The organism is Collinsella aerofaciens (genome assembly GCF_015552075.1).
In the GTDB taxonomy this organism is placed as follows: Bacteria; Actinomycetota; Coriobacteriia; order Coriobacteriales; family Coriobacteriaceae; genus Collinsella; species Collinsella aerofaciens_Y.
Window position 1 is genome coordinate 1 of the sequence record NZ_JADNDZ010000003.1, and the last position, 5,695, is coordinate 5,695.

At 59.3% G+C, this 5,695-nt stretch carries 4 protein-coding genes; 1 reads left to right on the forward strand and 3 read right to left on the reverse strand.

All coding sequences use genetic code 11. The features are described from left to right. Positions 1-299: 299 nt before the first annotated feature. From I2D41_RS00105 to I2D41_RS00115, 3 genes are all read right to left on the reverse strand, one after another. Positions 300-1,238 carry a helix-turn-helix domain-containing protein gene (locus I2D41_RS00105; RefSeq protein ID WP_195363129.1) on the reverse strand — a complete coding sequence of 313 codons (939 nt, stop codon included), beginning with the start codon at positions 1,236-1,238 and terminating at the stop codon, positions 300-302. 433 nt (positions 1,239-1,671) lie between these two features. Further along, entirely contained in the window at positions 1,672-2,751 is a 1,080-nt protein-coding gene (locus I2D41_RS00110) for a 6-phosphofructokinase (RefSeq protein ID WP_195363130.1), read from the reverse strand. A gap of 140 nt (positions 2,752-2,891) precedes the next feature. Next, positions 2,892-3,977, reverse strand: coding sequence for a carcinine hydrolase/isopenicillin-N N-acyltransferase family protein (locus I2D41_RS00115; RefSeq protein WP_195363131.1), 1,086 nt, complete (start codon positions 3,975-3,977; stop codon positions 2,892-2,894). Between the two features lie 161 nt (positions 3,978-4,138). Between I2D41_RS00115 and I2D41_RS00120 the strand changes: the two genes are divergently transcribed. Further along, positions 4,139-5,524 carry a M18 family aminopeptidase gene (locus I2D41_RS00120; RefSeq protein WP_195363132.1) on the forward strand — a complete coding sequence of 462 codons (1,386 nt, stop codon included), beginning with the start codon at positions 4,139-4,141 and terminating at the stop codon, positions 5,522-5,524. Positions 5,525-5,695: the final 171 nt, after the last annotated feature.

Genomic DNA, 5,695 nt, shown 5'->3' on the forward strand with positions numbered 1-5,695 from the left:
CGCGCCCCGCAGTGCCCGCTTCCCCCGAGAACAATTATCAGTGCAGGTAGAAGGCCTGTCGATTTTCGAAAAAGGCGGTCATGGTTGGCCCCATCGAGTTAAATGTAGTAAATAGGCCCTTTTCTTGGCGCGCGGTCAGCTCAATGCTAATCTCCGTGCCGGAACTGACCCAGTTGTTTGTAAGTTGCGGTGATATACGGACTGTTTGGCGCTTTGGAGTCTCAAAACAGTCCCTATATCACCGCAACTTGGAAGGGGCGGGCGGTGTCGGATGAGTGGCGCTGGCTGGTTGGGGCGGTTTAGGCCTGTTTGCGGCACTTCCATTGTTTGCGACACCAGCGCATGAGCGCCTTTACGATGGGAATCGTGATGAGGATGATCCATGCAGGATGGGGCTGTCCCAAACAGAGCCACATGTAGAGGAACCATGCAATGGCGGCTGCTGGATAGACGCATTCAATGAGCTTTGACAAATGGCGTCGATCGATAAAGTCACCAATCGCGTAGTAGACGGGAACCAAAAAGACGAGCAAGAGCCCCATGCCCCATGTGCCGTAGGCAATGCCGAGCACCAGGTAGGCGAGGGCGACGAGCGCGGGAAAGGGGAATTTGTTCCATGCGCGTCCGAGCCCGGTGTTGAAATGCTTGCCATGATGGTCGAGCTTGTCGTGCGCTTCTTTCCAGCTCGAAAATGTCTCGCCGTCGATGGTGACGGTGCCGTCGTCATTGGTATGCACGCTATGTCCATCGTCCTCAAGCGTATCGATATGCAATCCGCCTGGCCCCACATGCACCTCTTCGCCCTTGCGCTCGTTGGTCACATGGATGCCGCTCCAGCCAACATGGACTTCCTCGCCTTTATTGGGATCAATGACGTGGATGCCGCGCGCGAGGGAAATATCGACAAGTGGTTTGTCGCCGCAATCGGCGTGCTCAGTAGAAGCCTCAGCCTCCTCAGCCCTATCTGAAGCTTTGGCGCCGGCGTCGCTGTCCTGTGCCTCATCATCAGCCTGTGAGTCGTCAGTGCTATCCACTGCCTCCCCATACAACAGCTCATCCAGCGACACGCCATACAGCGCGGCGAGCGCAATAAGGTTATCGGTATCGGGCGAGGATTCGCTGCGCTCCCATTTACTGACAGCTTGGCGACTCACACCCAGCTGTGCGGCAAGCGCCTCCTGAGAAAGCTCGGCAGCCTTGCGGCGATCAACGAGCCGCTGCGCCATCGCAAGATCCATGACAGTTCCTTTCATATGGTGACCGTAATCGAATGAGCAGAGTATGCCGAGAACAACCGGTAGCGACCACCATTTCTAGTTAGAATCTGCCCCAACCCTACCGCAACTACCGGTAGCAACCCCTAACGACCAGCCATTTCAGGACAAATATCAGTGCAAGTGGCAGCCAAGAGCCCCCACTCAGTAAGTTGCGGTGGAATAGTTCTTAGATTCAGCCATTTGCGGGCTAAACAGGAACTATTTCACCGCAACTTAATTTCAGACCAGGCATCCGCAGCAAGAAGACGAATAACCTCGGCGAGTATGTAAACGCAGGGCCCTCCGACCCCGCCCGACGATTTCGATTGACGACCTTTGACGGAGTCAAGGGAGGAGCCAAATCGAAATACGTCGGGCGGGGTCGGAGGGCCCGATGGGATGGATTTCGCCGAGGCTATTCGTCGCCGAAGCTGATGCCCAACGCCTTGGCCTCGCGCACCAGATCGCTCTGGGGATCGACATACTTGAGCTTGCCGGCGACATCCTCGAGCGGCATGTGACACATCTTGCCGTCACGCAGGGCGATCATGTAGCCAAACTCGCCGCGTAGACAGCCCAGTGCCGCCTCGACGCCGCACTGGGTCGCAAAGATGCGGTCCTGGGCGTCGGGCTGGCCGCCGCGCTGCGTGTGGCCGGGGATGGCGACGCGGGTCTCGCGACCGGTCTTGGCCTCGATCTCCTTGGCGATGTCGTAGACGATCGACGGGCTCGTGCGCTCGGCGAGCTTCTTCTTGTACTCCTTCTTGGACAGCGCCGCGTCCTCCTTGGAAATAGCGCCCTCGGCGACGGCCACGATGGTAAAGCGGCTGCCGGTCTCCATGCGATACTCGATGGTCTTGATGACGTTATCCATGTCGTAGGGGATCTCGGGAATCAAGATGACATCCGCGCCGCCCGCGACGCCGGCGTACAGCGGAATCCAGCCAACCTTGTGGCCCATGATCTCGATAACAAACACGCGGCCGTGGCTCGAGGCGGTAGTGTGGATGTCGTCGATGCACTTGGTGGCGACGTCGATGGCGCTCGTAAAGCCAAACGTCAGCTCGGTGCCCCAGGTGTCGTTATCGATGGTCTTAGGCAGGGCGATAACGTTGAGGCCCTCTTCGCGCAGACGGTTGGCGGTCTTGGTGGAGCCGTTGCCGCCCAGCATAAACAGACAGTCGAGCTGCAGCTTATGATAGGTGTGGACCATTGCCGGCACCTTCTCGACGCCGTCGGCCTCGGGAATATCCAGGCGCTTGAACGGCGTACGGCTCGTGCCCAGGATGGTGCCGCCACGGGTAAGGATGCCGCTAAAATCGGCGGGCGTCATGACGCGGAACCGGCTGTAGATAAGGCCCTGGTAGCCGTCCTCAAAACCATAGATCTCAATAGGCTCTTCGCTATTGGTCATAAGCGTTTTGACAATGCCGCGCATGGTGGCGTTGAGCGCCTGGCAGTCGCCGCCACTGGTAAGAAGACCGATCCTAAGCATGATGAATCCTTCCGGGCAAGTTATAACATGCGCATAAGTTTACCCCCGCACACTGTTGATACGGGGGTAAAACGTGTTAGCTCAAGCGTATAGAAATGTAAACAACGTCAGGCGAGCGTAAGGTCGACGAGCCTGGGTCCTTACAGTGCGAAGGCGTCGACGTCGCCCCAGTGGCGGCGCAGCGTAATGGCGGCGGCGGGTTCGGTATTGTCAAAGACGACCGACCATTGCGTATTGCTGGTGATGTCTTTCGGATTGGGTTCTTGCGCTGCAGCGCGTAGGGCCTTCCAAGCGACTGCCTCGTCCTGGGCACCGACATGGGCGTCAAGGACATCGGCGATTGCGATGGCGCGCTCTTTACCATGGCCCAGCTCGCCATTCTTTTGGTTGGGCAGCACTTCGTCGCCATAGCAGGCGTAGAAGTTCGTAACCTGGCGTACAGGAGTCGCTTTGAAAGCACGGTCCGGATCGCGCGGATCCCACTCTACTACGCGCGCGTCACCGGCGGCGTCGTTGATAAAGAAGTGGTAATCGCGTCCTGCCATGGCGTGCATGTCGTAGGCGGAAAGCAGGTCGACAGCTTCTTGCGTGGTGGCGGCACGGTCGAGCACCAGACGGATGGCGAGCGAGGTATTGATGACGGGGCGTTGCGCGTCCTGGTCACAGGGCTTGGAATCCAGAGTGAGTACGGCAATGGACACGCCGCATTCGTTAACACCGTCGAGCTGGGCAAACGGGCCCATGAGTGCGGCGGCACGTCCGGCGACGGAGTCAAGCGGAGTGTTATCGCCCAGGTTGTTAAGGGCGGCAAACCCGATGGAGGCATAGCCGCCACGTGGGTGATTGCGCACCAGCAGCGCCGAGGTGTCGTCCTTAAAGTCGTAATTGCGACCGGTGCGCACGCGGCCTTCGGCATCTACGGCGACAAAAGCGCTGCAGGCAAACTGGGGCGCCTGGACATGTACCGGCACACCGGGCAGCACCTGCGCCACCACGGCATCGATGTAGGCCTGGTCGTCGCGCACGCCAGCGGCGATGATGCGATCAAGATCGTAGTCGTAGGCGATGTCGATTGCGTACAGGTCATAGCCATCCGCGTAGCCGGTCAAGCGTTTGAGCGACGCGGCGGACTTGATTTGCTTGTGATAAACGATACCGGTGGCAGCGGCAAGGCCGACGGCGACTCCCGCGACACCGCAGGCGATGGCAATGTTACGTGGCTTCATGACGACTCCTCTCGTCCTGTTAGCGTAATTGTCGCAAAAGGTGCACGGGCATGATGGCTCAACTTGGTGAGTGGCGCGGAATTAAGCACGGAATGAAGAGTGCGGCACTGGCGTGGCGGGGTATGCTGGAGGGGACCATCAACCCAGCGAAAGGGGAGAGCATGACGGATCAGGAAACGCCCGAGCGCGCGCATGTGACGGCCGACGATATCGAGGCCGCCAACGACCTTATCGACTTTATCGAGGCGTGCCCCAGCATGTTCCATACGGCGGCGACTATTATGGCCGAGCTCGACGAGGCGGGCTTTACCTACCTGCCCGAGAACGCGGCGTGGGACATCGAGCCGGGCGGGCGTTATTACACGCAGCGCAACACCTCGAGCGTTGTTGCCTTTAAGGTGGGCGAGGACCTGGCCGCGACGTGGGGCGAGGACGGCGTTGCCGGTGACTATCATTTTCAGCTCACGGCGTCGCACAGCGATTCGCCGACGTTTAAGGTCAAGGCCGTGCCTGAGCTTGACGGCGCGGGCGAGACGCTGCGCCTGAACACCGAGGCCTACGGCGGCATGATCGACTACACCTGGTTCGATCGCCCGCTGGCACTCGCGGGCCGCGTGCTGGTGCGCGAGGGCGACCGTATTGAGAGCCGCCTGCTTGCCACCGAGCGCGAGGTTGCCATTATTCCGAGCCTTGCCATCCACATGAACCGCGGCGTTAACGAGAGCTTTGCTCCCAATCGCGCCGTTGACCTGTGCCCGCTCATCAGCGCTGGTGACCTTAAACAGGGCGACTTTGACGCCCTGATCGCCGACGAGCTGGACGTTGAGCCCGAGCAAATTTTGGGCCGCGATCTGTTCCTGGTCAATCGTCAGGATGCGCGTATTTGGGGCTGGGCCGACGAGTTTATCTCGACACCCAAGCTTGACGACCTGGCCTGCGCCTACACCTCGCTACAGGCATTTTTGGGCGCCGAGAACGCGCGCGACGTCTCGGTCTTCTGCTGTTTTGATAACGAGGAGGTTGGTTCCGAGACCAAACAGGGCGCCATGTCAACGTTCTTGGCCGATGCATTGCGCCGCATTAACGGATCGCTGGGCTTTGACGACGAGTCGTATCATCGCGCCCTTGCCGCATCGATGCTCGTGAGCTGCGACAACGCGCATGCCGTGCACCCCAACCACGCCGAGAAGTGCGATGCGCGCAACCAGGTTGTGCTCAACGGCGGCATCGTCATCAAGGAAGCCGCCAACCAGCACTATTGTACCGATGCCTTTAGCCGCGCGGTGTTCCAAGCTATTTGCGATGACGCCGACGTGCCCACGCAGGCCTTCGCCAACAAGAGCGATATGGCCGGCGGATCCACGCTCGGCAATCTGTCCAATATGCAGGCGAGCATGCATGCCGTGGACGTGGGCCTGCCGCAGCTGGCCATGCACTCGAGCTACGAGACCGGCGGCGTGCGCGACGTCATGTACGCCATCCGCGCCCTCACAGCCTTCTACGAGCGAAACCTAACCATCAACGGTGCCGAAAGCGTGGAGCTCTAAAACCTGCTAAAAGGGACAGGTTTATTATGCAGGTTTTATCTGGGAAAATGCCGCAATACCACCAGCTGGACGGAATTGTTGAGACACCGCAGGTTGAGCAAGCGTCAGCAAGCGATGTCCAGAGCGAACAAGTTGGCATGAAAAAGGCAAGGCATAGACCTTCTGGTCATG

Coding starts and splice junctions, on each gene's coding strand:
- I2D41_RS00120 (WP_195363132.1), top strand. CDS start 4,139: ATGACGGATCAGGAAACGCCCGAGCGCGCGCATGTGACGGCCGACGAT.
- I2D41_RS00105 (WP_195363129.1), bottom strand. CDS start 1,238: ATGGATCTTGCGATGGCGCAGCGGCTCGTTGATCGCCGCAAGGCTGCC.
- I2D41_RS00110 (WP_195363130.1), bottom strand. CDS start 2,751: ATGCTTAGGATCGGTCTTCTTACCAGTGGCGGCGACTGCCAGGCGCTC.
- I2D41_RS00115 (WP_195363131.1), bottom strand. CDS start 3,977: ATGAAGCCACGTAACATTGCCATCGCCTGCGGTGTCGCGGGAGTCGCC.